This is a genomic window from Corynebacterium sp. UBA2622, from assembly GCF_002339505.1.
In the GTDB taxonomy this organism is placed as follows: Bacteria; Actinomycetota; Actinomycetes; order Mycobacteriales; family Mycobacteriaceae; genus Corynebacterium.
Genome location: NZ_DDJO01000013.1, coordinates 121,537 through 146,774, shown reverse-complemented (window position 1 = coordinate 146,774; position 25,238 = coordinate 121,537). Strand labels below are relative to the sequence as shown.

The window sequence follows — 25,238 nt, the reverse complement described above, 5'->3', positions numbered from 1 at the left end:
CCTCTTCACACGTGTTCCCGGGCCAGATTAGCGACCCCGATCATACCTGCATCCGGCCCCAGCTCAGCCCGGACTATCTCCGGCACCGGGCGGTACCCCGCGCCGACGATGTTGTGGTTGAGCGCCTCGCGCGCCGCGTCGAGGAAGAGGTCCGCATCCGCGCTGACTCCCCCTCCCAGGACGATGAGTGCCGGGTCAAGCACGTCCGCGACGATTGACAGGCCCTTGCCGAGCCACTGCGCGAAGTTGTCGATCGTCGCCACCCCGAGCGGGTCGCCTTCCCGGGCGGCGTGCATGACATCGTGGCCCGTCGCCCGCTTGTCCACCACCTTGCGGTACAGGCCGCATTTTTTGAACCCGCCGCCGCCGGCCACCTCAACCGCGGTGTCCACCAGGGCTGTTCCGGAGGCGTAGCGCTCGAGGCACCCCTGCTTGCCGCAGGAGCACACCCGGCCGCCCGGTACCACCGTAAGGTGCCCGAACTCGGGCGCGGTGCCGAAGGATCCGCGGTAGATTTCCCCGTCGTGCATGAGTGTTGCGCCGATGCCGGTGCCCACCGCGAAGAAAACCCACGTGCGGGCCTGGCGCGCGGCCCCGAAGCGGTACTCGCCCCAGGCCGCGGCGTTGGCGTCATGTTCCAGGCGCACCGGCAACCCGAGGGCGCCCTCGAGCCTTGCCTTGACTGGCTCGTCGTTCCGCCACGCCAGGTGCGGCGCAAAGCGGACGATCTCGCACTCCGGATCGAGGAACCCCGCCACCGCGGCGCCGACGGCGCGGATGTCGTACTCCGCGCGCAACCCGCGGACGATGTCCGTGATCGCGGCGGTCAGCGCCTCGTCGCCCTCGGGGGTGCGCGTCTCGCGTCTCGCGACGATCCGCCCGTCGCCGTCCACCACGCCAGCCCGCACGTTCGTCCCGCCGATGTCGAATCCGACGGTGAGCGGACGGGCGGAGCTGGGGGGCGAACTGGCAGGCAGAGACATAGCCACCCAGTCTAATGCCCGCCTGTCAATACCTTGAAAAGACGGTCGCCCAGCTCGTCCCACGCGAAACGCTTCTCGACGCCCCTCCGGCCCGCCTCCCCCATCGCTGCGCGACCCGGGGCGTCCCGCAGCAGGGCGCCGAGCTGTTCGGCCAGCGCCTCCGTGTCGCGCCCTCCGACCACCACTCCCCCTCCGTCCCCGACGGTTTCCGGGGCCCCGCCAGAGTCCCCGGCGACCACCGGTACACCGCAGGCCTGCGCCTCCAGGTAGACGATTCCAAGCCCCTCCACATCCAGCCCGCCCCCGCGGGTGCGCGCGGGCATTGCGAAAACGTCCGCCGCGGCGACGAGGTCCCGGAGCTCGTCGCGGGAGACCGCCCCGGTGAACATCACGCTCCCACGGTCAGCGTCAGGCAGGTCCGCGGCGAGGGCGCGCAGGGTGCGCCCGTACGGCCCCGTTCCGACGATGACGAGTCGCGTGCCGTCGACAAGCGAACGCACGCGGGGCATCACCCGGATGAGCTGGTCCTGCCCTTTCCGTGCCACCAGGCGCGAGGCGCAGACGATCAGCGGCGCGTCGCCGACGCCGAGCACCCCTCGGGTTGCGTGGCGCTGGCCCGGCGTGGCGGGGCGGAAGAAGGCGGTGTCCACCCCGGACGGCAGCGCCACGTAGCGCGCGCGTGTACCGAACGCCCGGTGGAAGCGCCGGAGGGTGTACTCCGAGATGTACGTGATCACGTCGGCGCTTTCACCGACCCGGTGCAGTACACCGCGGGCAAGGGGGATCATCGACCACCCCACCTCGTGGCCGTGGGTGGTGGCAACGACCCGCACCGCACCCGCCGCCTTCGCCGCCCCACCCATCACGGCGAGCGGCGCCGCCGCACCGAACCACACGGTTTCGACCCCGCGGGCGCGGATGATGGCCTGCATGCGGCGGCGCACCGCCGGCGTGGGCAGCATGACCCGGCCCGGCCAGCGGATCACCTCGTAGGGGGCGCCGGCATCCCACTCCCGCGCCGCTTCGGCGTCCTGAGTGGAGGCGAACACGATCAGCTCACCCGCACCGGCACGCGCCACGAACTCCCCCGCGTAGTCCCTCAGGTACGACTGAATCCCGCCGACGGTGGGCGGGAAGTCGTTGGTGACAAGCAGGGTGGTCATTGCGGCAGCCCCGCGCGCGGGGCGGGGGTGCTAGTAGCGGACGGCGCCCTGGATCGGCATGGAGTCGAAGGGAACGACCTGAACCGGGATGCCGTAATCGGAAGCGTGGACCACCTGGCCGTTACCGATGTACATGCCCACGTGGGTCGTGCCCGGGTAGTAACCGATGATATCACCCGGCTGCAGCGCCGAGAGGGGCACCGGGGTCCCACCCGCGAGCTGCGCCTGGGAGGTGCGCGGAATGGACTTGCCGTTCTGAGCGTAGGCCCAGAGCATGAGGCCCGAGCAGTCGAACTGGTCCGGCCCGCTCGCGCCCCACCCATACGGTTTGCCCAGCTGTGCGAGGGCGGCACCGACAACCCCCGCTCCGGCGGAGGAAAGATCCGCGAGAGGGGCCGCGATCGGCCTGCCCTTGTTTTCCCACCTGGCCCGCTGCTCGGGGCTCAGCCCGTCGACCTTCGACTGCAGCTGACGCACCTTCTCATCAAGCTCGCCGCGTTCCTGCTCCAATTTTGAACGCTTCGAATCGAGCTGGTTGCGCTGGAACTCGGTCTCTGCCACGGCAATGTTTGCGGCGTTGGCGCGGGCCGCCGCCTCGTCGTTGGCGCGCTTCAGCTCCGCCATCGCGCGGTCGGTGTTCCGGGAGATGGAGCCGAGGTAGGCCGCGCGGTCGATCAGCATCTGCGGGTTCTCGGCGCCGAGGCTCGTAATGATCATGTCCGAGCGCGAGGTGCGGTTCTGGGAGGCGGCGATCTCGTCGAAGTTCTTGCGCTCCTGCTCGCGTGCGGCGTCGGCGGAGACAAGCTCCCGCTGCGTCTCGTCGACCCTGCCCCGCAGGTCGTTCAGGCGCGCCTCGGCGGCTGCGATCTCGTCCTCGGTGGTCTTGATCTCCTCGTTCTTGCCGTTGGCCTCCTGGGAGAAAGACTCCAAGTCCGTGATCATTGAGTCGACGTCATCGGCGTGAGCCGGTACCGGGAGAGAACCGGCGACACCGGCGCTCAGGGCGAGAACGGAGACCGTGCCGCGCAGAGCGCCGCGGCCGGACCGACGAGAGTGCTTTCCCACAGAGGTCCTCTTTCAATTGTCAGCGCCGCGCCCGCACCGGCCGGCCGCTACTTTACAAAACCGTTATCTAACTATAGCCGTACGCGCGCCAGGGTCAAGACGTGCAGAGGCGGGCGCAAGCGGGCCCGCATAACGCCGCCACCCGGAAGCCTGAACCGCAAAAACCCGCCCCGCTCCCCCGGATGGGAGGCAGAAGGGCGGGCCGGACACGGGCGGCAACCCGGAGATGAATCCTAGAAGCGAACTGCGGAGTGGATCGGCATCATGTCGAGCGGGCGCTCGCCCACCGGGATGCCGTCGTTGAGGGCGTCGATGATTGTGCCGTTGCCGGTGTAGATGCCGACGTGGGAGGCCCCACCGTAGAAGGCGACGATGTCACCGGGCTGCAACTGGTCGAGCGGGACGCTCTGGCCGGCGCTCGCCTGAGCCTGGGAGGTGCGCGGGATGGACTTGCCGGCCTGGGCGTAGACCCAGGAGGTGAATCCGGAGCAGTCGAAGGCGGCCGGGCCGGACGCACCGTACACGTACGGGGCACCGATCTTGCTACGTGCGATGTCCACGATGGACTGGCCGGCGGACGGCTGCGTGATGGAAGGCGCGGTGAAAGCCGGAGCCTGCTGGCCCTCGACGTCCGCCATGGAGGGAACCCACTCGCTCACACCGGGGACGGTGGCCAGACCGGGGACGTTCTCCAGGCCCGGAACATCGACGGAAACGGGGCTGTTCGGAACGCGAACCTCGGTTGCGCCAGCGGCGGGTGCGAGGATGGCGGTACCCGCTACGACAGCGGTCGCTGCGGCCACGTTGCGTGCAACGGTGTTGTTCTGACGACGGTGGTTAGCCACGTAATTTTTCTCCATATCATCTCTGCTGCCTACCGGGTTAGCTGACGGGTTGGGATTGAGAAACAGCCCTGCAACGCTCCGCGACGCTTCTCGACGTCGCCCTTGCGCCCCATTCACCCCAGGGAAAGGCCGAACGGCCAATGTGGTTCCCCGGTTCCCCGCCGCCCGCTCCGAGGGATCGCAGAGGGCGGTAGAGATTCGGCTCATATGCTTTTGTGTGGTTCATGCATGCAACGTGTGGTGTCGCAATGTCTCGGTAAGATTACGAAACGGATACGGAATTGTCCACCGACACTCCCGTTATCGAGCCGTTATTTTCCTCAGGCGTTCCGGTTAGGGGGCCCTTCCCGCGAGGGCCTTCGCGGTGAACCTGCCAGACAGAACGTTCACGGGGGCGTTGACCTGCCCCTTTCCCTCCACCGCGCGACCTTCCCCTTTCAGGCCGCAGCCAGCTTAGCCCAATGTGCCCGGTTGTGGTCTTTGTCACACGGCGCGGTCAACCCGGCTCGGCGACCAGTATTACCGGGGGCATTTGCCGAGCGCCGCCGGTCCGCTTACCCGCCAACGAGCCCACCACCGCTTAAACAAGAGGACCCCCTCCCATACAGGAGGGGGTCTTACTTAAGCGACCGCAAAATCACTCAGTGTTTATTCGTGCGAGCTACCGTGCTGCCGCCCGGCATCCCGGTCGGAGGCGTCCTTCGTGGCCTCAATGGCGCGGAAGGTTTCGATCTCCTCGTGGTGGTTGCGCTCAGTGGACTCGCGGACGCGCGAGGCGATGCCCGGATCCGCGGCGCTGAACTTGCCCACCGTCTCGGCGTCGGAGTAGCCCAGCTGGTTCATCTGCTTCGGTACCGGGGCACCCGCGTACTCCAGCGGGACCGGGTGGCCGTGCTCGTCCACCGGGCCGAGCGGCTGGTGAACCTCGATGAAGGCACCGTTCGGGAGCTTCTTGATCACACCGGTCTCGATGCCGTGCTCCAGCACCTCACGGTCGGAGCGCTGCAGCCCGACACAGATGCGGTAGGTGATGAAGTACGCCAGCGGCGGAAGGATGATCAGGCCGATACGACCGAACCATGTCATTGCGTTCAGCGAAATCTGGAAGAAGTGCGCCACGTGGTCGTTGCCGCCCGAGATGGTCAGCAGCAGGAAGAAGACGATGCCCATGACACCGACGCCGGTGCGGACGGGGACGTCGCGCGGGCGCTGCAGGAGGTTGTGGTGCGCGTCGTCACCGGTGACGGCCTTCTCGATGAACGGGTAGGCGAAGAGCAGCACCACCAGAACCAGACACATCATGGCGACCCAGAAGGCGCCCGGGATGGTGTAGTTGCCGAGGTAGAGCTCCCACGCGGGCATGACGCGGGCGGCACCGTCAGTCCACAGCATGTACACGTCCGGCTGTGAACCGGCGGAAACCTGCGACGGGTTGTAAGGGCCGATGGTCCAGATGCCGTTGATCGTGGTTAGACCGGCCATTCCGCCGAGGACGGCGAAGACGATGAACATGAAGCCGATCGCCTTGACGGCGAAGACCGGCATGATGCGGATGCCCACGACGTTGTTCTCGGAACGGCCCGGCCCGGGGAACTGGGTGTGCTTCTGGAACCAGACGAGCAGGAGGTGCGCAGCAACGAGGGCAAGAATGATGCCCGGCAGAACGAGGACGTGGAGGATGTAGAACCGGTCCAGCATCAGATCGGACGGGAAGTCACCACCGAAGATGGCCCAGTGGAGCCAGGTGCCGATGATCGGCAGGCCGACGATGATGGCGGACATGATGCGCAGGCCGACACCGGAGAGGAGGTCGTCCGGCAGGGAGTAGCCGAGGAAGCCCTCGGCCATGCCCAACAGGATGAGGGTGACGCCGATGACCCAGTTCGCCTCACGCGGCCGGCGGAATGCGCCGGTGAAGAAGATGCGGAGCATGTGCGCGAACATGGACATCATGAACATGAGCGCCGCCCAGTGGTGCATCTGGCGAACGAAGAGTCCACCGCGGACGCCGAAGGAGATGTCCAGCGCCGTCGCGTAGGCCCGGGACATTTCCACGCCGTTTAGCGGAAGGTAGTTGCCGTCGTAGATGACCTTTGTGATCGAGGGATCGAAAAACAAGGCCAGGTAAATGCCCGTCAGCAGGAGAATGATGAAGCTGTACAGCGCCATCTCTCCCAGCATGAAGGACCAGTGCGTCGGGAAGACCTTGTTCAGCTGAGGCCGGAGAATTCCCGAGACCGTGTATCGCGAATCAATGTTGTCCGCGGTCTTTGCGAGTTTGGTGGTCATTAGGACTTACGCTCCCAGAATGCAGGGCCGACGGGTTCCTTGAAGTTCCCGTTGGCAACGAGGTATCCGTCTTCGTCGATGGTCACAGGAAGCTGCGGCAGCGCTCGGGCGGCGGGGCCGAACACCGGCTTGCCGTAGTGAAGCGCATCGAACTGGGACTGGTGGCACGGGCAGAGGATGCGGTTGGTCTGCGCCTCGTACAAAGAGGTCGGGCAACCGATGTGGGTGCAGATCTTGGAGTAGGCGTAGAAGTCGCCGTAGTGGAAGGACTCCTGCCCCTCGCGCTCCACGACCTTGCGGGCATCCTCCGAGCGCAGGCGGATCAGCATGACCGCGTTGCGCGGGCCGTGGATGGAGTGCATCTGCTTCTCGTAGACGTCGCGCTCCGGGTCGTACTCGGCGCCGTCGTTGACGTCCTCCGGGTAGAGCGGGAATACGGTCTCCATCGAGGCGGCGGCGAGATCCTCCGGGCGCATGCGCACCAGGCGGGACACGCCCGCCGTCGAGTAGTGGGAACCAACCTCGCCCTCGTGGAGCTCGGCGATGGCACCGGTGTCGCGGCCGAGGTAGATCTTCTGGCCCTGGTCCGCGAGGGTCCAACCGTGGGTCCACAGGGTGCCGTCACCGCCGTAGCCGAGCTCGTGGCGCGGCTTCCACGGGTTCTTGATCATGCCACCCAGGGGGGCAACAACCATCAGACCCGTGAGGAGGCCGGCGGTGCCGAGGAGGCCCATCATCGCCTTGCGACGTCCGAAGGTCGACGTCTCCCACGCGTCATTCAGCAGGGCGGTCGTCGTGCGGCGGTCGAGCTCGCTGGAGCGGCCGTCGTGGCGGCGCTGCACCGAGATCTCCTCCGGCACGAACTTTTTGACGTACTGGATGACCGCGATGCCCAGCGAACCGAGCGCGAGCATTGAGGTCAGGCCGAGCAGCGGGGTGTAGAGGGTGTAGCGCCACAGTCCCTCGTCACCGTGGAACTTCGCGTGCCACGGCCAGAACAGGTACACGGCCAGGAAGGCCAGGCCCGCGAGAACGGAGACGATCAGCCACACGTTGATGCCGCGCGCGGCAGCCTTCTCCCGCGGGTCGTCGGCCAGCGGGAAGCGCTCCTTGCGGTACGCGACCGTGACGTCGTCAAGCTCGGTGCCGAGGGCAGCGAGCTCGGCGTTGTTCATCTTCGCCAGCTCGGCGTCGGTGTAGTTCTTCTTCACTTCGTTGCTCATGAACGCGATCCAATCCAGATAGCAGCGGCGGCGACCAGGGTGACGCCGATAATCCACATGGCCATGCCCTCAGAGACCGGACCGAGGCCACCCAGCGCGTAACCGGCCGGGCTCGGGGTCTCCTTGGAGGACTTGATGAAGGCGATGATGTCCTTCTTCTCGTCCGCGGTGAGCTGACGGTCGGAGAACTTCGGCATGTTCTGCGGGCCGGTCAGCATCGCCTGGTAGATTTCCTGCTCGTTGGCGGGATCGAGCTCGGGCGCGTACTTACCGGAGGACAGCGCTCCGCCGCGGCCGGTGAAGTTGTGGCACGAGGCGCAGTTAAGGCGGAAGAGCTCCCCGCCGCGGGCGACATCGGCGTCCTGGATCTGGCCGTCGTAGTTCTTGCCGCGCAGCGACTCCTTGGACAGGGAGCCGTCCTTGTCGTACACGAGCTCCGGGCCGCCGCCGTTGGCCGCGACGTAGGCGGCCAGGGCCAGGGACTGGGACTCGGTGTAGCGCGGCTTCTTGCGCTCTGCCTGAGCATCGTTGGACATCATGGGCATGCGGCCGGAGTTGACCTGGAAGTAGACCGCGCCTTCTCCCGTGCCAATCAGCGACGGGCCGCGGCCCTCGACGCCCTGCAGGTTCGCGCCGTGGCAGGTGATACAGGCGACGTCGTAGATATCCTTGCCCTCCTGGACAAGCTCCTGCTGGTCACGCTGCGCGGTGGCGACCTGCGCGTTGGGCGCGAGAGCGGTGGCGAGGAAGCCCGCACCGGTCAGCCCGAACGTCAGCGCCGCGGCACCGGCGACGGTGCGCCGCATCTTGCGGCGGCTGCGCGTCTTCTTTGGGGTGTTTTCCATCTTTTTCCCTTAAGCGACTATTGAGGAATATTCGAAACGACTTCTACGTTCTGGCAATGTTCTCCCGCGTTCGCGGGCACTTCCCTACTGAACGAGGTAGATGGTGATGAACACGCCGATCCAGATGACGTCGACGAAGTGCCAGTAGTAGGAGGTGGCCATGGCGGCAGTCGCCTGTGCCGGGGTGAACTTCGACTTGGACACGCGCAGCATCACAACGCAGAACGCCAGGATGCCGGCCGTCACGTGGGCCATGTGGAAGCCGGTGATGATGTAGAACACCGAGCCGTACACGCTGGCCTGCGGGGTCACGCCGTGCGAGACCATCTCGGACCACTCGAAGGCAACTAGCCCGAGGAAGATCACGCCGAGGAGGATGGTCACTGCGAACCACTTGCGGAGGCCGAATACGTCACCCCTTTCAGCGGCAAAGACGCCCATCTGCGAAGTCACAGAGGACGTGATCAGGACAGCGGTGATGATCAGGCCGAACACCACGTTGAGATGCTCGGTCTGGTGCTCCCAGTCACCTGCTGTCATGCCGTTTGCGCGCGACGTGAAATACATCGCGAACAGCCCGGCGAAGAACATCAACTCTTGGGCGAGGAACGCAATGGTGCCCACGCTGACCATATTCGGCCGGTTCAGCATCGGGACACGCCCTTGCGGCGTCGCCATACCTTGGTTAGAAATTGCGGTCGTCACGCATGTAAGTATCACCCTTTTTAACCTGAAAGTCATCTCACATACCCCCGGCAATTTTCTGCAACCACGTCACCAACCTGCCGTTTTGCAACCGCCGACGGCCGCGGAAAACTTTTTTGTTCCGCGGGGGAACTTTCGGACCACGCTTTACGACGGCCATCGGCGCTGGTCACGCGCGCGACCATCGCGGACCCTTCCGCACCCCATTCCCCCCACCGACGGGTCGTGGTCCCACGCAGGGCAATGGTGGCCGGTCCGCGGTTCCCAGATGTGAGAAAGGTCACCGCCACCGGCCGCCCATTCCGACCGGTGCAAACTTTTGGATGACCCCTCCCGCACCTCTCCCCCGAGGCAGCAAAAATCCCCCGAACCGGGAGGTTCGGGGGATTGCATCGGTCAGCTCCACCGCGAAGGCGTGCGGCCGAGCCGGTGCGCTAGTGCTTCTCGCGCGGGATGCTGTATTGCATGTTCAGCTGGGTGGTGGTCCACACCAGGAGGACTGCACCGATGGCCACGAGCCACAGCTGCCAGAACGCGATACCGAGCCCGAGGAAGAACACGGCGCCCGCCATGGCGAAGGGCCAGATGGAGTGGGGGGAGAAGAAGCCGAGCACGCCCGCGCCGTCCTCGATCTCCGCCTCTTCCCAGTCCTCGGGGACGATGTCCATGCGGCGCTCGGTGAAATCGAGGTACACGGCCATCATGAAGGACAGTGCAGTGGCGAGCACGAGGCCGATGCCGCCGGCCCACTCAACACCGAAGAGGTACGCGTCGTCGCCAACCCACATCGTCGCGAGGATGTAGAAGACACCCATCAACAGGAGGAAGGTGCCGATGGCGTAAAAAACTTTTGAGCCAGTTCCCATTGTCCGGTTCTCTCTTTCTTAGACGTGCGCGTTCGGGTCGGTGAAGTTGTCGCCGTCGCGGGTGGAGCGGCTCGAGTTGAACGGGTGGGTCGAGGTCGCGTACGGCTCCTGCCCGATCGACTGGAGCGCCTCGGCGTTGGTGGCGCCCGGGTGGTCGTTGCGGTAGCGCATGTAGTTGCGGAAGTCGTCCTGAGAAACGGCGCGGATCTCGAAGTTCATCATCGAGTGGTAGGTGCCGCACATCTCGGCACAGCGGCCGACGAAGGCACCCTCCCGCTCGATCTTCTCGATCTGGAAGGAGCGCTGGGACTGGTTCTCCTCCGGGTGTGCGTAGGCATCGCGCTTGAAGAGGAACTCGGGAACCCAGAACGCGTGGTTCACGTCGCCGGAAGCGAGACGGAACTCGATCGGGGTGTCGACCGGCAGAACCAGCACCGGAACCTCGTCGGTCGTGCCGAGGGTCTCAATCCTGTTGAAGTTGAGGTAGGACTGGTCGCCCATCGAGGAGCCGTGGATCGGATTCGCGTTCTTCATGCCCTCCGGGTCGTACTTGGTCTTCTCGGCGGCGGCCTGGCGCTGCTCGTCGATGCCCTCGTACTTCTGGCCCGTCGGGGAGAGCTTCGGGTCGAGCTCGGCGTAGCCGAACTTCCAGTTCCACTGGAACGCGGTCACGTCGACGGTGACCTCGGGGTCCTTGTCGCGGGCGGTGACCGCGGTCTGCGCCTGGACGGTGAAGAAGAAGAGCACGAACACGATGACGATCGGGATGATCGTCAGGGTGAGCTCGAGGGGAACATTGTACTGCAGCTGCTTCGGGAACTCGTCGTCCGTCTTCTTCGCCTGCGCCTTGGCATTCCACTTGAACACCGCGACCAGGAACACGGCCCACATGATGATGCCGATGATCCAGGCCACAACCCAGACCCAGACCCAGAAGTTGTACAGCTGCGTGCCCTCGGGGGTAACCGGATCCGGCCAGCCCATGTCGAGCACCTTCGCCAGCGCCTCCGGCGGGGCGACGTCGCAGCCCGCGAGAGTCAGGCCCCCGAGAAGCAGGGAGCCCGCGACGCCGGCCTTTTTGGCGAAGCTGCGCTTCATTACCTTTTCCACGTGTGTCTGCCTTCCTGTCCACACCTAAAAACCAACGAATGTCCATGGCGGTGCCACCAACATTCCTACTCAGTCAGGATAGTTCATCGCTGCCAGGGTATCGGCATTCCCGCGTGGGGCCGCTACATCCCCTCCCCCAGCCCCTTTTCAGGCCGCGTGACCGGCCCCTCTAGCGGGGGCGACGGCTTGACCCCGCCCCTTCCATCGCCCAGGCGGTAACGCACGTCACACCAGGCCCGTTCCACGTCATCCTTAAGTTGGCCCCCTTTCGGGGACGGGCTAAAGGTGGAAGCAAAACCGCCCGCTCCGGTTCGCGGCCTCCGACGGCGAAACCCTATTGTTGAGGGAGCACTTCGCGCCCGCCCGGAGCGTTTCGGGCCCCCGGCGTCCTTATATATAGGAGAGGTTTCAAAACATGTGCGGTCTTCTCGCAATGCTCGCCGCCAACGGTGACGGCCAGGCCTACGTCGATTCAGTTGGAGGCGCGCTGTCCTGCATGTACCACCGTGGCCCCGATGCCGCGGGCACGTGGCACGACGATGACGCCGTCTTCGGCTTCAATCGCCTGGCGATCATCGACATCGCCCACTCTGACCAGCCCCTGCGCTGGGGACCGGCCGATAACCCCCAGCGTTACGCCATGGCATTCAACGGTGAGATCTACAACTACCTCGAGCTGCGGGAGGAGCTCACCGCAGAGGGTTACACCTTCAACACGGGTGGCGATGGGGAGCCGATTGTTGTCGGTTACCACCATTGGGGCGCCGACGTGGTCAACCACCTGCGCGGCATGTTCGGCTTCGTCATCTGGGACACGGAGACGAAGACGATGTTTGCCGCACGCGACCAGTTCGGCATCAAACCTCTGTACTACGCAACCACCCCGGCCGGGACCGTCTTCGCCTCCGAGAAGAAGTCCATTCTCGAGATGGCGGGCCGGATCGGTCTGGGCCTGGAGCTTGACCGCCGTGCCATCGAGCACTACGTGGACCTGCAGTACGTGCCGGAGCCGGAGAGCCTGCACGAGGAGATCCGCCGCGTCGAATCCGGTTCCACCGTTACCCTCACCCCGGGTGGCGAGGTCGTTTCCGAGCGCTACTTCAGGCCCGCGTTCCGCTCCACACCCGTTAACGCGGACACTGAGCAGGCACTCTACGACCGCATCGCCAGGGCGCTGGAGGACTCCGTCGAAAAGCACATGCGCGCGGACGTGACCGTCGGGTCCTTCCTGTCCGGGGGCATCGACTCGACCGCGATCGCGGCCCTGGCCAAGCGGCACAACCCGAACCTCCTCACCTTCACCACGGGCTTCGAGCGCGAGGGGTACTCCGAGGTGGACGTGGCCGCCGAGTCGGCGGCGGCAATCGGCGTGGAGCACATCGTGAAAATCGTCTCCCCCGAGGAGTACGCCGACGCCGTCCCGTCAATCATGTGGTACCTCGATGATCCGGTGGCCGACCCCTCCCTCGTCCCCCTCTACTTCGTGGCTAAGGAGGCCCGCAAGCACGTCAAGGTGGTGCTGTCCGGTGAGGGTGCCGACGAGCTCTTCGGCGGATACACCATTTACAAGGAACCGCTTTCGCTCGCGCCCTTCGAGAAGCTCCCGGCGACACTCAGCCGCGGGTTGAACCGCCTGAGCCGCGTCCTGCCCGACGGGGTGAAGGGCAAGAGCCTGTTGGAGCGCGGCACGACCCCGATGGAGGAGCGCTACTACGGCAACGCCCGCTCCTTCAACTTCGAGCAGCTGCAGCGGGTGCTGCCCTGGGCCACCCGGGAATGGGACCACCGCGAGGTCACGGCCCCGATCTACGCCGCGTCGAAGGACATGGATCCGGTCGCGCGGATGCAGAACCTGGACCTGTTCACCTGGATGCGCGGTGACATCCTGGTCAAGGCCGACAAGATGAACATGGCCAACTCTCTCGAGCTGCGCGTCCCCTTCCTGGACAAGGAGGTCTTCGAGGTCGCCCAGACCATCCCCTTCGACCAGAAGATTGCCCACGGCACCACCAAGTACGCGCTGCGCAAGGCCATGGAGCAGATCGTGCCCCCGCACGTCCTGCACCGCAAGAAGCTCGGATTCCCCGTGCCCATGCGCCACTGGCTTGCCGGGGACGAGCTCTACGGCTGGGCCCAGGACACCATCAACGAGTCCCAGACCGGCGGCATCTTCAACAAGCCGCAGGTGCTGGAGATGCTCAAGGAACACCGCGACGGCGTGAGCGACCATTCACGGCGCCTCTGGACGGTCCTGGCGTTCATGGTCTGGCACGGCATCTTCGTGGAAAAGCGCATCGACCCGAAGATCGAGCACCGGGATTACCCGGTGGAGCTCTAGTGGCCGGCGGGCACGGGCGCCCGACCCGCAGGCAGCTGGCGCGGCGGAACTCCGCCATCCTTGCCGCGGTATTCGTGCTGGCAAGCGCTGCTGTCGGGTTCCTCTCCGACTGGTGGCGCGCACCGGCCTACGGCTGGGGTGCCGCCTCGCTGGTCTACCTCGTGCTCGTCTGGTCCCAGATCCTCCCCTATGACGGAGCGATGACCCGCGATCACGCGAATTCGGAGGAGCCGTCGCGGGTGTCCAGGCTGCTGCTCACGAACGTCGCCACGCTCATTTCCTTCGTCTCCGTGGGGATGCTCATGGTGGCGGCGAAACAGGCGGAGGGCATCTGGGCGTGGATCGAAGGGCTTCTCGTGCTGGTTACCGTGTTCTCCAGCTGGATGCTGATCAATACGGTGTTCATCCTGCGCTACGCGGACCTCTACTACTCCGACGGGCCCGAGGGCGGGCTCGACTTCAACCAGGATACCTATCTGCCCACCTACCGCGACTTCACCTACATGGGGTTGTCGATGGGGATGACGTATCAGGTTTCGGACACGTCGATCAGCAAACCGTCGATCCGCTGGGCGGCTACCGCGCACGCGATCTACGCCTACATCTTCGGCATTGCACTGACGGCATCGGCCATCAACCTGGTCATGTCCCTGGTGGATTAGAGCCCCAGCCGCGAAGGCGTCGCAACAAGGACGGGCCCGGGCACCCGCAGATGGGTGCCCAGGCCCGCCTTCCCTGTTCCGCGGATCCGCTTAGTTGAACGAATCACCGCAGGCGCAGGACCCGCCGGCGTTCGGGTTGTCGATGGTGAAGCCCTGCTGTTCGATGGTGTCCGCGAAGTCGATCGTCGCGCCCATGAGGTAGGGCACGCTCATCTTGTCCACGACCAAGCGGACGCCCCCGATGACGTCGGCCTTGTCGCCGTCGAGTTCGCGGTCGTCAAAGTAGAGCTGGTAGCGCAGGCCCGCGCAGCCGCCCGGCTGGACCGCGATGCGCAGGGACAGGTCGGTGGCACCCTCCTGGTCCAGGAGCGCCTTCGCCTTTGCCGCGGCTGCCTCGGTGAGGGTGACACCCGTGGCGGAGGTCGGTGCAGTCATGAAAACTCCTTGCCTACATGTTGCGGCATGATCACCGCGAAAGATTTGTCGAAACTGGTGCAGTGTGCGGACCAGACTACCCGCCATCTGCAACGAGGGTGGGTGTCGTCCGCGCTACGCAGTGCAACGCGCGCACCGCCACCTCTATTCCCCTGCGGTGTGCCCGGCTTGTAGCCTGAGAGGCGTGAAGAAACCGTGGCAGAAATCTGAGGCAGGAAGCGGCACCGGGGGCTCGACCAAGGTGGAGCTGCCCGACACCACCCCCGCCGCAAAGGGCTCGCGCCGGGTGAGCGGGTCGGAGGCGGACAGAGGGAGCGGAAAAGCCCCGTCAGGAGCGCCGGCCGGCACCCCGGAAAGCACGCTCCCGAAGGGTTACACGCCTCCGAAGGGCCGCCCGACTCCGAAGCGCGTCGAGCAGGAGATCAAGCGCGGGGTGCGGCGCGACCCCGATGCCCTCACCCCCGCTCAGCAGCGGGCGCGGGAGAAGGAGCTCAAGGCGTCCATGTCCAGGGATGAGTGGAAGGCACACAAACGCCAGCGCCGCGAGGAGGCCCGCCGCTCCAACAAGGAGATGCAGGCGCGTATCGACGCCGGCGACGACCGCTACCTCATGGAGCGCGACCGCGGCGAGGTCCGCCGCTTCGTCCGGGACTGGGTGGATGCCCGCCGCTTCATCAACAACTACGTCATGCCCGCAGCGCTCGTGATGCTGCTGATCATGTTCCTCGGCTCCATGGTGCCCAAGGTGTCGGCGGTCCTCTCCCTGGTGACCCTGGTGTTCATTCTGGTCATCTTCGTCGAGGCGTTCTTCATCGGCTCCCGTGCGAACAAGGCGGTCCGGGAGCGCTTCCCCCACACCACCGACACCGGTTTCGGCCTGGGCATGTACGCGTTCTCCCGCGCGACCCAGCCGCGCAGGTGGCGCTCCCCCAAGCCGCGCGTCGCCATCGGCGCGAAGGTTTAACTCCCGGATCAACCGGCCTACACGGAAGGGCGGCGATGCCGCGTGTCTGAGTACTTCTCCCCCGTCGACACCCCGGATGTCTCCGCGGCCTCGCGGGTCGCGGCGCTTCTCGCCGGGTCGGCGCGCGGACGCTCTTTCGGGCGCCTCGCCGAGCTCGGTGCCTGGGTCGCGGGGTGCCAGGGTGCAGAGGTTCCGCACCCCTTCGCCCGCGCCCGGGCGCTCATTGTCGCGGGGAACCACGGTGTCGCCGCCCGCGGCATCTCCGCTCACTCGCTGGAGTCGACCGGGGTGCAGGCGCAGGAGATCGCGGCCGGGGGCGGGCCGGTGAACGTCGCCGCCCGCGCCGCGAACTGCACCGTGCGCCTGGTGGACGACTGGCTGACCGAGCCCAGCGGGGCCATCGACGTCGAGGACGCCATGAGCCCCGCCGCCTTCGGCACCGCCCTGGAGTCGGGGAAGAGGCTCGCCGACCAGGAGGTGGATGCGGGAACCGACCTCATTGTCCCGGGTGACATCGGTGTGGGGAACACCGCCGTCGCTTCCGCGGTCTTCGGCGTCCTCACCCGCACCGAGCCCGTCGTCGCGGTCGGGCGCGGCAGCGGAATCAGCGACGAGGTCTGGAAGGTCAAGACCGCCGCCGTACGGGACGCAATGTTCCGGGTGCGGGATTACCGCGAGGATGTGCCGCGGGTTCTCACCTCCCTTTCGGCACCGGATTTCGTGGCGCTCGTGGGTCTCATCGCTCAATCTGCGGTGCGCCGTACGCCGGTGCTTGTCGACGGCCCCTACGCCACCGTCGCCGCCTACGTCGCCGAGCGCCTTGCCCCGGGCACGCGCGACTGGCTCGCCGCCGCCCAGCTCGGGGCCGAGCCCTGCCAGGCGGTGTGCCTCAACGCCCTCGGCCTCACGCCGCTCACGGCCCTGGACATGGCAACGGGCCAGGGCGCGGGGGCGCTCCTGGCCCTGCCGGTGCTCAACGCGGCGGCCGAGATGGTGGGCGACGAAATATCGGCGCTGCGCAGTTAGGCGGCGGGGCACCCGCGCTCCGCCAGCGGGGCACCTCAGGCGTCGACAAGCGTGACGTTCCAGCCGTGGGTGTCCTCGCGCTCGCCCTGCTGGATGCCGCGCAGCTGCTCGCGCAGCTTCATGGTGACCTCGCCGGCCTCGCTGTTGTTCACCGCGAACTCACCCCCGTTGCTCATGACCCGGCCGACGGGGGTGATCACCGCGGCCGTGCCGCAGGCCATTGTCTCTGAGATTGCGCCGGAGGTGGCACCTTCGCGCCACTCGTCGACGGTGATGGCGCGCTCCTCGGTGCCGTAGCCGAGGTCGCGGGCGACCTGGAGAAGGGAGTCGCGGGTGATGCCCGGGAGGAGGGAGCCCGACAGTGCTGGGGTGACCACGGTCGCGCCGGGGCCGGAGCCCTCCACGAACATCAGATTCATTCCGCCCATCTCCTCGATGTACCTGCGCTCGATGGCGTCGAGCCACACCACCTGGTCGCACCCGCGCTTCTCTGCCTCGGACTGGGCGAGAAGTGACGCGGCGTAGTTGCCGGCGAACTTGGCGTCGCCCGTCCCGCCGGGGGCGGCGCGGACGTAGTCCTCGGAGATCCAGACGCTGACCGGCTTGACACCGCCGGAGAAGTAGGCCCCCGCTGGAGACGCGATGACGTAGAAGGAGTAGGTGCTCGAGGGTTTAACCCCGAGGGTCTTCTCGGTTCCGATCATGAACGGGCGCAGGTAGAGGGATGCCTCTCCCCCGGCTTCGGGGACCCAGTCACGGTCGACGCGGACGAGCTGGCGCAGCGCCTCGACGAAAAGCTCCTCCGGAAGCTCAGGCATGGCGAGGCGGCGTGCGGAGTGCTGCATCCGCCGTGCGTTCTGCTCGGGGCGGAACGTGGTGATGGACCCGTCCGCGTGGCGGTAGGCCTTGAGACCCTCGAAGATCGCCTGCCCGTAGTGGAAGACGTTGGTGGCGGGGTCGAGGGTGATCTTCTCGTAGGGCCTCACCTGCGCGTCGTGCCACCCGTTCTCGCTGTCCCAGTCGATGGAGATCATGTGGTCCGTGAACTCCTTGCCGAAGGCCGGGTCGGCGAGGATCGCGGCGCGCTGCTCCGCGGTGCGCGGGGCGTTGTTCCGGATGAGTGCGAAGTTCGGTGAGGTCTCTGCGTTCATGGCCACAACCATACTCCCCCGCCCGGATGGTGGGATGGCCGTCCCACAAAAATTTCGGCCCTGTAGCGTGGGGCCTTACCAACCGAACCCGAGCACGAAAGGCGAGAGTGAGCACCGTGAAATCCACTCCCTTCGACCTGTCCCTCCCGGCACGCGGCGAGACGCTGCACGTCGAGTTTGTCCCCTCCGTTCCCGCTGATCCGGGCGCGGCCCTCGTCCCCGTTGCCAAGGGCGAGGAGGGCCTGGAAATCCCGGTCACGGGCCTCGGGGCCGACAGCCTCCTGGAGAGCCTGGAGGCGCTCGGGGCAACCGGCAAGCAGGGTGAGGTCACCCGGCTGGTGCGCGACGGGGCGCTCGTCATCGCCTTCGGCCTCGGTGATTCCGACGAGATCGATGCCGAAGCGGTCCGCCGCGCCGCCGGTGCACTCGCCCGCTCCCTGAAGGGCATCGAACGCGCCACCATCACCACGGAATTCGGCGTGAGGCCCATCGTGGAGGGCCTGCTGCTGGGCGGTTACACCTACGCGGGGCTGAAGAACCCCGGCGAGCGTGTCGAGCGCCCCACCACCCGCATCAACGTTGTGGGCGGGGAGAACGCCCGCGAGGACTTCGACCGTGCCGTCGTCATCGCGGAATCCACCATGCTTGCCCGGGACCTGGTGAACACGCCGGCCAACTTCCTCTACCCGGAGAGCTACGCCGGCGTCATCCGGGAGATCGCCGGGCAGTCGGGGCTAGCGGTCCAGGTTTTCGACGAGTCCTATCTCGAGGAAAACGGCTACGGCGGCATCCTCGCGGTGGGTAAGGGCTCGGCCCGCCCGCCGCGCCTGGTGCACCTCTCCTGGAACCCGGGCCGCGCCACGACCTCGGTGGGCATGGTGGGCAAGGGCATCACCTTTGACACCGGTGGCATCTCGCTCAAGCCCGCCCCGAACATGGAGGACATGATCTCGGACATGGGCGGCTCGGCGGCGGTCGTCGCCGCCATCAGCGCCGCGGCCCGCCTCTCCTCCCCCATCCGCATCGACGCGTGGCTCCCCCTCGCCGAGAACATGCCCTCCGGCTCGGCCAGCCACCCCGGCGACGTGATCACCCACTACGGCGGGATCACTTCCGAGATTCTCAACACCGATGCCGAGGGCCGCCTCGTGCTTGCCGACGCCCTCGCCCGCGCCAGCGAGGACAAGCCCGACTACATCATCGAGACCGCGACGCTGACCGGCGCGCAGCTCGTCGCCCTGGGCAACCGGACTGCGGGCGTGATGGGCTCCGACGAATTCCGCGACCGGGTCGCGGAGATCGGCCGCGGGGTGGGCGAGTCGAGCTGGGCGATGCCACTGCTCGAGGAGCAGGAGGAGGAGCTGGCGTCCCCCGTCGCGGACATCCGCAACGTCCACAACGCCCGCACCGGTGGAATGCTCTTCGCCGGCCTGTACCTCTCGCGCTTCATCGCCGAGGACACCGAGTGGGTGCACATTGATGTCGCCGGGCCGTCCTGGAACACCAAGGGCGCCTGGGGCTACACGCCGAAGCGCGCGACCGGCGCCCCCGTGCGCACCATCATCGAGGCGCTGACGGAGCTCGCCACCGGGTCACGGTAACCGTTCAGCCGTTGGGGTTTTCGCCGCGCTCGAACAGGGCGCGGCGTTTCCTCTGTTCCGCCCGTTTGCGCAGGATACGGTCGCGCTCGATGCGCTTGCGCATGCGCTCGGGATAGCCGGTCTCCTCGACGTCGTAAAGCGGGATGCCCAGAAGCTGCGCGACGGCATCGATCCCCTTCGGCCCGCCGATGCGGCGCCGGATGTGCTCGCCGTTCTCGTCCACGAGCACCACCGACATTTCGTTGACCACTGTTTCCGGCTCGACAAAACCCTCGATGAATGCGCGCCCCGCCGCCCAGTCCAACAGGTATTGGGCGTCCTCCCGCCTGATGGTCTCACCGGGTGCCCTGGGGGGCTTCAGGGACGAGGAGGTTCTGCGGTTGCCGAAGAGGTTGAACACGCCCCTCATCCTACGTAACGGCCCACCCCGCGAAGGGGCGCGCGGCCCGGTTCGCGTGTGCGCACCCAGCCTCACCACGCGGGGCGGGGAGAAGGTACGCTAAGGCTTTGTAGCTTCCGCTTAATAACGAACCCACGAGGAGACGAGAAGGATATGGCTCACTCTGTTGAGATGCCCGAGCTGGGCGAATCAGTCACCGAAGGAACGATCACCACGTGGCTGAAGGCAGTCGGCGACACCGTCGAGGCTGACGAGCCGCTGCTCGAGGTCTCCACCGACAAGGTCGACACCGAGATTCCGTCTCCCGTTTCCGGCGTTCTCCTCGAGATCAAGGCCGAGGAAGACGACACCGTGGACGTGGGCGAGGTTATCGCCGTTATCGGTGACGAAGGCGAGAAGACGGAGTCCTCCGAGGGATCCGACGATTCGGGGAAGGAGTCGGAAGACTCCGAAAAGGATGACGAGTCCGCGTCCAAGAAGGACGACAAGCCCGCCCCGAAGGCGGAAAGCAAGAAGTCTTCGGGTGCCGCCACCGACGTGGAGATGCCGGAGCTGGGTGAGTCCGTCACCGAGGGCACCATCACCACATGGCTGAAGTCCGTCGGCGACGAGGTCGAGGTCGACGAGCCGCTGCTCGAGGTCTCCACCGACAAGGTCGACACCGAGATCCCCTCCCCCGTTGCGGGCACCCTCGTGGAAATCCTCGCGGAAGAGGACGACACCGTCGAGGTGGGCGCGGTCATCGCCCGCGTGGGTGACGCGGACGCCGCCTCCGCTTCCGGGGATTCCGACGACTCCTCAGAGCAGGGTCCGGGCGAGGAGAATGTCGCCGACACCGACGAGGATGTCGCCGAGAAGAACTCCGCCGAGGGCGAGGGCACGAACCCGCTGGATGCCCCGAAGAAGTCCGAGGACAAGGACTCCTCGAGCAACAAGAAGGGCTCGGGCGAGTCCGTGGATGTCGAGATGCCCGAGCTGGGCGAGTCCGTCACCGAGGGCACCATCACCACCTGGCTGAAGTCCGTCGGTGACATGGTCGAGGTCGACGAGCCGCTGCTCGAGGTCTCCACCGACAAGGTCGACACCGAGATCCCCTCCCCGGTCGAGGGCACCATCCTGGAGATCCTCGCCGAGGAGGACGACACCATCGAGGTCGGCGCCGTGATCGCCCGCATCGGTGACGCCGAGGCGGCCGCTTCCGGCTCGGGCGACTCTGCGGACTCCAGCGGGAAGGAGGCGCCGAAGCCCGAAAAGTCCTCCGACGACTCCGAGGAGCTGGAGAAGGACGACGCGAAGGAGCAGGAACGCGCCGAAGCCAAGAAGGCCGAGAAGGCCGAAAAGGCCGAAAAGGCCGAAAAGGCAGGGAAGGTCGACTCCGCATCCGACGCGAAGTCCGATGACGCGAAGGAGGCGAAGGGATCCGCCGCCAACGAGCGCTCGGAGACCGACGCGAAGGAAAGCTCCTCCGGCGCCACCAACACATCCGCGAAGCTCGATAACCGCGGCGACAAGGTCCCCTACGTCACCCCGCTGGTGCGCAAGCTCGCCGAGAAGCACGGCGTGGACCTCAGCACGGTTGAGGGAACCGGTGTGGGCGGGCGCATCCGCAAGCAGGATGTGCTCGCGGCCGCCGAGGGCGCCTCCGCCAAGAGTGAAACCTCCGGCTCCGCGCAGCAGGGCGCCGGTGGAAAGGCGAAGGGCGCCCGAGCCAACTGGTCCACCAAGTCGGTTGACCCGGCCAAACAGGAGCTCATCGGTACCACGCAGAAGGTCAACCGCATCCGCGAGATCACCGCGCGGACCATGGTCGACTCGCTTCGCTCCACGGCCCAGCTCACCCACGTGCAGGAGGTCGATGTCACGCGCGTCGCGGAGCTGCGCAAGCGCGTAAAGCCGGCGTTCCAGGACAAGCACCAGGTCAACATCACCTACCTGGCGTTCTTCGTCAAGGCGGCCGCCGAGGCCCTCGTCTCCCACCCGAACGTCAACGCGTCCTACAACGCGGAGACCAAGGAAATCACCTACCACCCGGACGTCAACATCGGCGTCGCCGTGGACACCCCGCAGGGTCTGCTGGTTCCGGTGATCAAGAAGGCGCAGGACATGAGCCTCGCGGACATCGCCAAGGCGATTGCCGACCTCGCTGACCGCGCGCGCAACAAGAAGCTGCGCCCGGACGATCTCTCCGGCGCGACCTTCACGGTGACCAACATCGGCTCCGAGGGCGCCCTGCTGGACACCCCGATCCTCACCCCGCCGCAGGCCGGCATCCTGGGCACCGCCGCGATCGAGAAGCGCCCCGTCATCGTCACCGAGGACGGCATCGACTCCATCGCCATCCGCCAGATGTGCTACCTGCCGTTCACCTACGACCACCAGCTGGTCGACGGTGCTGACGCGGGACGCTTCGTCACCACGATCAAGGACCGCATCGAGGCCGGCGACTTCGAGTCCGACCTGGACATCTAGCCAGCCCCTACCCGCAGAGAGCCCGGTGGTGCGACAGCGCCGCCGGGTTCTTGGTGTGCCCGCCTGCGCCGCCCCGCGCCGGCACACACCCCCGCTGCGGGAGCCGGTAGCGCTGGCGGGGCGCGTCGATAAGCAAAGTGCTCTCGGGATGTCGGGCGGCTGGATACACTGTTGGGAGAATCCCGCCCCGCGACGCAAGGAGTTACGTCTTGGATTACATTTCCCGCCACATCGGTCCCGATGCCGCAGAGCAGAAGGAGATGCTCACGACCCTGGGATACGACAGTGTTGAGGCGCTCGTGGACGCCGCAATGCCACCCGGGATCAAGGCCGCCAAGGCAATCTCCCTTCCCGAGCCGATGACGGAATCCCAGGCGCAGAACCGCCTGCGGGAGCTGGCGGGAAAGAACACGGTGCTCAAGGCCTTCTACGGCCAGGGTTTCTCCTCCACCCTCACTCCCCCGGTCATCCGCCGCGGGGTGGTCGAGGACGCCGGCTGGTACACCGCATACACCCCGTACCAGCCGGAGATTTCCCAGGGCCGCCTCGAGGCGCTCCTTAACTTCCAGACCATGGTCCAGGACCTCACCGGCCTGCCCGTGTCCAACGCCTCGCTCCTCGACGAGGCCTCCGCCGCCGCCGAGGCCATCGGGCTCATGGCACGCGCCGTGCGCAAGGGCCGTCGCGTGCTTCTCGACGCCCGACTCCACCCCCAGGTCATCGCCGTCGCCGCCGAGCGCGCCCGCGCCATTGACCTGGAGGTCGAGGTTGCCGACCTCGCGGAGGGTCTCGTCGGTGAGGACCTCGTCGGCGTGGTCATCGCGTACCCGGGCACCGAGGGCGACATCGTCGACCCCCGCCCGATCATCGACGCCATCCACGAGCGGGGCGGCCTCGCCACCGTTGACGCCGACATCCTCGCGCTGACCCTGCTGGAGGCGCCGGGTGAGCTGGGGGCGGACATCGCGGTGGGCACCACCCAGCGCTTCGGCGTCCCCCTGTTCTACGGCGGGCCGCACGCCGCCTACATGGCCGTGACCGAAAAGCTGAAGCGCCAGATGCCGGGCCGCCTTGTCGGCGTCTCCGTCGATGCCGAGGGTTACCCCGCCTACCGCCTCGCCCTGCAGACCCGCGAGCAGCACATCCGCCGCGAGCGGGCCACCTCGAACATCTGCACCGCCCAAGCGCTGCTCGCCGTCACCGCCTCGATGTACGCCGTCTACCACGGCCCCGAGGGCCTGCGCGCCATCGCGCGCGGGGTGCACGCCAATGCCGCGCGCTTTGCCCAGGCTGTCGGGGCGACATCGGGTGCCGCCGTCAAGCACGGCGAGTTCTTCGACACGGTCGCCGTGGAGGTCCCGGGGCGCGCCGAGGAGATCAAGCGCTCGCTCGCCGGGGAGGGTTACCTCGTGCGCACCGTGGGCGCCGACACCGTCGTGGTCAGCTTCGGCGAGGATACGGAGGAGGCGGACGTGGCAGCCCTTGCCCGCGCCTTCGGCGGTGAACTGCCCGACGAGTCGGGATCGCGCCTGCCGGCCGGGCTGGAGCGCACCACGGACTTCCTTACCCACGAGGTGTTCAACCAGATTCATTCCGAGACGCAGATGATGCGCTACATCCGCAAGCTCGGTGATAAGGACCTGGCGCTGGACCGCACCATGATCCCCCTGGGTTCCTGCACGATGAAGCTCAACCCCACCGCCGGGCTTGAATCCATCACGTGGCCGGGGTTCGCCGACGTCCACCCCTTCACCCCGGACGAGTACACCGAGGGGTGGCGCGAGCTCATCCAGGAGCTCACCGACTGGCTCGTCGAGCTCACCGGCTACGCCGCCGTCTCCGTCCAGCCGAACTCCGGCGCGACGGGAGAGCTGGCGGGCCTGCTCGCCATCCGCCGCTACCACGTGGCCAACGGGGACACCGAGCGCGACATCTGCCTCATCCCCGCCTCCGCCCACGGCACCAACGCGGCCTCCGCCACCCTGGCAAACCTCCGGGTCGCGGTGGTCAAGACCGCCCCGGACGGGTCCATCGACCTCGAGGACCTGGACGCGAAGCTCGCCGAGCACGGTGAGCGCGTCGCGGCGATCATGATCACCTACCCGTCCACCCACGGCGTCTACGAGGACACCGTGCAGACGGCCGCGGACAGGGTCCACGCGGCCGGTGGACAGGTTTACATCGACGGCGCAAACATGAACGCCCTGACCGGCATCGCCCGCCCGGGTGATTTCGGTGGTGACGTGAGCCACCTGAACCTGCACAAGACCTTCACCATTCCCCACGGTGGGGGCGGGCCCGGTGTCGGCCCGATCGGCGTGGCCGAGCACCTCGTGCCCTTCCTCCCCGCGGATCCGCAGGTCGGAACCGTGGAGGCGGCCACCGAGGCCTCCCCGGGGGCGGGCGTGCCCATCTCCTCCACCACCTACGGCTCCGCCGGTGTGCTGCCCATCTCCTGGGCCTACATCGCAATGAGCGGGGTCGAGGGCCTCAAGTCCGCCACGGAACACGCCGTGCTCGGGGCAAACTACCTGGCCCACGAGCTGCGCGAGTCCTTCCCCGTGCTCTACTCCGGGGAAAACGGCCTCGTGGGCCACGAGTGCATCTTCGATCTCAACGGCATCGCCAAGGAATGCGGTGTGACGGCGACGGATGTCGCCAAGCGCCTCGTCGACTACGGCTTCCACGCCCCCACCCTCGCCTTCCCCGTGGCGGGCACCCTCATGGTCGAGCCGACCGAGTCCGAGGACCTCGCGGAGCTGAAGCGCTTCGTGGAGGCGATGCGCTCCATCCGCGCCGAGGCGCAGGAGATCATCGACGGGACGATCGAGTACGAGAAGTCCGTCATCCACAATTCCCCGTACACGGCCTACAGCGTCACCCGCTCCGAGTGGCCCTACGAGTTCTCCCGCGAGCAGGCCGCCTACCCGGTTGAGGGGCTCATCCACGACAAGTACTTCCCGCCGGTGCGCCGCATCGACGAGGCGTACGGCGACCGCAACCTCGTCTGCTCCTGCCCGCCCCCTGAGGCCTTTGACATGGAGCCCGAGGCCGTCGAGGAAGTGGACGTCACCGTGACCGAAGAGAACAAGAAGTAA

The 25,238-nt window shown here is 66.8% G+C and carries 20 protein-coding genes and 1 riboswitch; of the genes, 7 read left to right on the top strand and 13 right to left on the bottom strand.

What is annotated here, in order from left to right:
- Positions 1-5 precede the first annotated feature (5 nt).
- From B3611_RS06390 to B3611_RS06345, 10 genes are all read right to left on the bottom strand, one after another.
- On the bottom strand, positions 6-983 hold the full coding sequence (locus B3611_RS06390) for an ROK family protein (RefSeq protein WP_291314245.1): 978 nt from the start codon (positions 981-983) through the stop codon (positions 6-8).
- Positions 984-994: 11 nt separating this feature from the next.
- Positions 995-2,146 (bottom strand): glycosyltransferase family 4 protein, encoded by a 1,152-nt coding sequence (locus tag B3611_RS06385; protein WP_291314244.1) that lies wholly within the window; start codon positions 2,144-2,146, stop codon positions 995-997.
- A gap of 30 nt (positions 2,147-2,176) precedes the next feature.
- Positions 2,177-3,211: an NlpC/P60 family protein gene (locus B3611_RS06380; RefSeq protein ID WP_291314243.1), complete on the bottom strand. Its 1,035-nt coding sequence runs from the start codon at positions 3,209-3,211 to the stop codon at positions 2,177-2,179.
- A gap of 233 nt (positions 3,212-3,444) precedes the next feature.
- Positions 3,445-4,056: a C40 family peptidase gene (locus tag B3611_RS06375; protein ID WP_291314242.1), complete on the bottom strand. Its 612-nt coding sequence runs from the start codon at positions 4,054-4,056 to the stop codon at positions 3,445-3,447.
- A gap of 11 nt (positions 4,057-4,067) precedes the next feature.
- Positions 4,068-4,270: riboswitch (cyclic di-AMP (ydaO/yuaA leader) on the bottom strand.
- 434 nt (positions 4,271-4,704) lie between these two features.
- Positions 4,705-6,345 (bottom strand): cytochrome b, encoded by a 1,641-nt coding sequence (locus B3611_RS06370; RefSeq protein ID WP_291314241.1) that lies wholly within the window; start codon positions 6,343-6,345, stop codon positions 4,705-4,707.
- Positions 6,345-7,568 (bottom strand): ubiquinol-cytochrome c reductase iron-sulfur subunit, encoded by a 1,224-nt coding sequence (locus B3611_RS06365; RefSeq protein WP_291314240.1) that lies wholly within the window; start codon positions 7,566-7,568, stop codon positions 6,345-6,347. Before B3611_RS06365 ends, B3611_RS06370 begins: the two co-directional genes overlap by 1 nt.
- Positions 7,565-8,413 (bottom strand): c-type cytochrome, encoded by an 849-nt coding sequence (locus B3611_RS06360; RefSeq protein ID WP_291314239.1) that lies wholly within the window; start codon positions 8,411-8,413, stop codon positions 7,565-7,567. The genes B3611_RS06365 and B3611_RS06360 overlap by 4 nt, the downstream gene beginning before the upstream one ends.
- Before the next feature lie 84 nt (positions 8,414-8,497).
- The gene (locus B3611_RS06355; RefSeq protein WP_291314238.1) at positions 8,498-9,118 is read right to left on the bottom strand and encodes a cytochrome c oxidase subunit 3; all 621 of its coding nucleotides are present in this window, start codon (positions 9,116-9,118) and stop codon (positions 8,498-8,500) included.
- A gap of 434 nt (positions 9,119-9,552) precedes the next feature.
- The gene (locus B3611_RS06350) at positions 9,553-9,984 is read right to left on the bottom strand and encodes a cytochrome c oxidase subunit 4 (RefSeq protein ID WP_291314237.1); all 432 of its coding nucleotides are present in this window, start codon (positions 9,982-9,984) and stop codon (positions 9,553-9,555) included.
- An 18-nt stretch (positions 9,985-10,002) separates the two neighbouring features.
- Positions 10,003-11,082, bottom strand: a complete 1,080-nt coding sequence (locus B3611_RS06345; RefSeq protein WP_414646306.1) for a cytochrome c oxidase subunit II — start codon at positions 11,080-11,082, stop codon at positions 10,003-10,005.
- Positions 11,083-11,509: 427 nt separating this feature from the next.
- Here B3611_RS06345 and asnB point away from each other — a divergent pair, with 427 nt between their 5' ends.
- Together asnB and B3611_RS06335 are read left to right on the top strand one after the other, a co-directional pair.
- Positions 11,510-13,432, top strand: a complete 1,923-nt coding sequence (asnB, locus tag B3611_RS06340; protein ID WP_291314235.1) for an asparagine synthase (glutamine-hydrolyzing) — start codon at positions 11,510-11,512, stop codon at positions 13,430-13,432.
- Positions 13,432-14,094 carry a DUF1345 domain-containing protein gene (locus tag B3611_RS06335; RefSeq protein WP_291314234.1) on the top strand — a complete coding sequence of 221 codons (663 nt, stop codon included), beginning with the start codon at positions 13,432-13,434 and terminating at the stop codon, positions 14,092-14,094. Before asnB ends, B3611_RS06335 begins: the two co-directional genes overlap by 1 nt.
- Before the next feature lie 90 nt (positions 14,095-14,184).
- Here B3611_RS06335 and B3611_RS06330 read toward each other — a convergent pair whose 3' ends face one another.
- Positions 14,185-14,529, bottom strand: coding sequence for a HesB/IscA family protein (locus B3611_RS06330; RefSeq protein ID WP_291314233.1), 345 nt, complete (start codon positions 14,527-14,529; stop codon positions 14,185-14,187).
- Positions 14,530-14,713: 184 nt separating this feature from the next.
- On the opposite strand from B3611_RS06330, the gene B3611_RS06325 reads away from it, so the two are divergent.
- A complete protein-coding gene (locus B3611_RS06325; protein ID WP_291314232.1) occupies positions 14,714-15,493 on the top strand; it encodes a DUF3043 domain-containing protein in 780 nt (259 codons plus the stop codon).
- A 42-nt stretch (positions 15,494-15,535) separates the two neighbouring features.
- Positions 15,536-16,519, top strand: coding sequence for a nicotinate-nucleotide--dimethylbenzimidazole phosphoribosyltransferase (locus B3611_RS06320; protein WP_291314231.1), 984 nt, complete (start codon positions 15,536-15,538; stop codon positions 16,517-16,519).
- Between the two features lie 35 nt (positions 16,520-16,554).
- On the opposite strand, the gene B3611_RS06315 is transcribed toward B3611_RS06320, so the two are convergent.
- Positions 16,555-17,670 (bottom strand): branched-chain amino acid aminotransferase, encoded by a 1,116-nt coding sequence (locus B3611_RS06315; protein WP_291314230.1) that lies wholly within the window; start codon positions 17,668-17,670, stop codon positions 16,555-16,557.
- Positions 17,671-17,777: 107 nt separating this feature from the next.
- Here B3611_RS06315 and B3611_RS06310 point away from each other — a divergent pair, with 107 nt between their 5' ends.
- Entirely contained in the window at positions 17,778-19,271 is a 1,494-nt protein-coding gene (locus B3611_RS06310) for a leucyl aminopeptidase (protein WP_291314229.1), read from the top strand.
- 4 nt (positions 19,272-19,275) lie between these two features.
- Here the strand turns inward: B3611_RS06310 and B3611_RS06305 are convergent, their stop codons facing one another.
- Positions 19,276-19,671: an oxidoreductase gene (locus tag B3611_RS06305; protein ID WP_291314228.1), complete on the bottom strand. Its 396-nt coding sequence runs from the start codon at positions 19,669-19,671 to the stop codon at positions 19,276-19,278.
- 153 nt (positions 19,672-19,824) lie between these two features.
- Between B3611_RS06305 and sucB the strand changes: the two genes are divergently transcribed.
- The gene (sucB, locus tag B3611_RS06300) at positions 19,825-22,140 is read left to right on the top strand and encodes a 2-oxoglutarate dehydrogenase, E2 component, dihydrolipoamide succinyltransferase (protein ID WP_291314227.1); all 2,316 of its coding nucleotides are present in this window, start codon (positions 19,825-19,827) and stop codon (positions 22,138-22,140) included.
- A gap of 209 nt (positions 22,141-22,349) precedes the next feature.
- Entirely contained in the window at positions 22,350-25,238 is a 2,889-nt protein-coding gene (gcvP, locus tag B3611_RS06295; protein ID WP_291314226.1) for an aminomethyl-transferring glycine dehydrogenase, read from the top strand.

Bases quoted from the DNA above. Each gene is read 5' to 3' on its own strand.
- B3611_RS06390 (WP_291314245.1), bottom strand. From the start codon at position 983: ATGTCTCTGCCTGCCAGTTCGCCCCCCAGCTCCGCCCGTCCGCTCACC.
- B3611_RS06330 (WP_291314233.1), bottom strand. From the start codon at position 14,529: ATGACTGCACCGACCTCCGCCACGGGTGTCACCCTCACCGAGGCAGCC.
- B3611_RS06315 (WP_291314230.1), bottom strand. From the start codon at position 17,670: ATGAACGCAGAGACCTCACCGAACTTCGCACTCATCCGGAACAACGCC.
- asnB (WP_291314235.1), top strand. From the start codon at position 11,510: ATGTGCGGTCTTCTCGCAATGCTCGCCGCCAACGGTGACGGCCAGGCC.
- B3611_RS06350 (WP_291314237.1), bottom strand. From the start codon at position 9,984: ATGGGAACTGGCTCAAAAGTTTTTTACGCCATCGGCACCTTCCTCCTG.
- B3611_RS06360 (WP_291314239.1), bottom strand. From the start codon at position 8,413: ATGGAAAACACCCCAAAGAAGACGCGCAGCCGCCGCAAGATGCGGCGC.
- sucB (WP_291314227.1), top strand. From the start codon at position 19,825: ATGGCTCACTCTGTTGAGATGCCCGAGCTGGGCGAATCAGTCACCGAA.
- B3611_RS06345 (WP_414646306.1), bottom strand. From the start codon at position 11,082: ATGAAGCGCAGCTTCGCCAAAAAGGCCGGCGTCGCGGGCTCCCTGCTT.
- B3611_RS06365 (WP_291314240.1), bottom strand. From the start codon at position 7,568: ATGAGCAACGAAGTGAAGAAGAACTACACCGACGCCGAGCTGGCGAAG.
- B3611_RS06385 (WP_291314244.1), bottom strand. From the start codon at position 2,146: ATGACCACCCTGCTTGTCACCAACGACTTCCCGCCCACCGTCGGCGGG.
- B3611_RS06370 (WP_291314241.1), bottom strand. From the start codon at position 6,345: ATGACCACCAAACTCGCAAAGACCGCGGACAACATTGATTCGCGATAC.